The organism is Shinella sp. JR1-6, assembly GCF_004284735.1.
GTDB lineage: Bacteria > Pseudomonadota > Alphaproteobacteria > Rhizobiales > Rhizobiaceae > Shinella.
Genome location: NZ_SHMI01000097.1, coordinates 1 through 2,057 on the forward strand (window position 1 = coordinate 1; position 2,057 = coordinate 2,057).

The window sequence follows — 2,057 nt, forward strand, 5'->3', positions numbered from 1 at the left end:
CGGTTTGCACCAGAGATTCAGATTCACCGCACTTTGGGAAGGCCAAAGAGTCGAGGTCAGCGAGGCGGCGTATAAGCTCCCCCAAGTCTTCTCCGAAACTTTCGAAAGAAAGAGGATTAACGGCTGGTCTGTTGAGGTTGTCGCGCGTAACTACCCTTACATATCGACTTGGTATTTGCTGCAGCAGAATGGGAGAATGCGTCGCTATGATCGCATAGGAGTCGTATTCCTCCAGTACCCGGGTAAGCGCATCGACGACACTGCTGAGCAGGCCGGGATGTAGGTTCGTTTCCGGCTCGTCAATGAGAAGAAGCGATCCTTCTTCTATGAAGCCGACGATATTGCTAAAAATCGCCGCGACAAGGCGCTGCCCAGCACTCAGCTGCTTTACCGCCTGTTTGCGAGTTTGATCATCCTCCGAAGTCAAGGCCACTGCTTGTTGCTCGTCGAACAATGTTGCGAGGACCAATTCAAGGCGTTCCATGCGATCCGATGCAGCCACTGGCTCTAGCGCCTCGGCCAGCATTTTGTCGACTTCGTTGGCATTAATCGTGCCATCGCGCGTTCGCAGCCCGCAGTACTTGTAGGACGCTCGCGATCGGTACGCGACACCACGCGGTCGTCGTGTCCTTGTCTCTTTGGGAAGAGGAAACTCGTCGAATACATTATAAGAGATTGTGATTACGCGACTGAGCTTGAGATCAGCTGATATCTCCGCCTTAGGCATCGATTTGATCGTTTCTTCATCAAAGACTTCCGCCGCCATGCTTTCGAAAGCCACGCTAGAGAGCAACTGTGTCTTTCCGGTACCGTTGCGGCCAACGAGAAGCATCGTACGATTCGGAAGACCGCCTTGCCCGGTGAAGTCGAAGGTAACTTCGTGCCGACCTGCTGCTCCCGGGAGCTGCATACTAAAGTCGAAATTTGGCGGCTCGACCTCCACAAAGGGAGCTCCAACGTAATAGCCGCCGCGATCCAAGGCATGCCGGGACGATACCTCGCGCATGAAGCTTTTTTCCCAGAGCTCCTGGTTGGTGATAAGAAAGCGGCGCTCCGGGTCGTAGACTATGTCCCCGACCGCCGTCAGATACGCCAGCTGAAGTTCAGGGCTAAGGTCCTCAATGCGGCGGTAATATGCGATTGACTCTCCAAGAGACGCAACGTTGTTGGGTAAAATTTCGAAGAAAGCAGGAGTACTCGCTCGAAATCCGTCGTTGTCCTGCGCAATCTTTACCGGACCTAAATCTACCGCCTCATCGGCGCTGATATGCAGAGTTGCGACGAACCGACAGCGCCATCCGAAGTCGTTCCAGTTATCTTGGTAGAGACCTGCGAACGGATAGTTAATTCCGGCCGATACAGGAGGCTTGGCGGCTTTGTGTACGACGAATTGCATCAAAGACTCGTTTTAAACATTCCTGGTGGGCACGATAGCAGCGCCCAACTCAGATCAATAGCCGCGTGAGTCGTTCTCCACTGTGATTGTATGTTCGCAAACACAGAACTCACGAGAAGATACAGCTTTTGCCCCGACATATTTGACGACCTTGCCCGATAGTTTTCCATCCACGATACGAGCAGGATCGGACTCGAGTAGCGCTTGTCGTCTCATTTCGAAGAGGACAGGCATAACGCGCGGTGTGATTGCCCGTTGATAGAGTTCACAACGGGTCGTCCGATGACGTGACATAGACGGGCGTCTCCGTTTCTCCGTTGTCGGGAGCGCTACTGCCATCTGTGTTTCCTTGAACAATCCCCCTGCCAACGATTATTCGGCGGCCCAACGGCTTAAAACCGACTTCGTCGAGCGCCGCGCCAACAGATTTTCTTGCCTCCCTGGCGGCTACAGATTCCGCGGGTGGTAGCCGTCGGGGACCTGAAGTCTTTCGGCGTCGGTGTCTTTTGACCATCACATCCCCGCTCGCCGAGGCATCTTGGCGAGGCTGACCCAAGATGTCCGATGCCTCTTAACGATATCCCTTATACCAACGAGCATTGATCATGACCTGTGTGCCCAGTCTCGTAGGCCGATGGACATAATCTTCCAAGGTTGATCG

At 53.8% G+C, this 2,057-nt stretch carries 1 protein-coding gene; it reads right to left on the reverse strand.

What is annotated here, in order from left to right:
* A partial coding sequence (locus EXZ48_RS34450) for an AAA family ATPase (protein ID WP_130521554.1) occupies positions 1-1,396 on the reverse strand: 1,396 nt, incomplete at its 3' end.
* Positions 1,397-2,057: the final 661 nt, after the last annotated feature.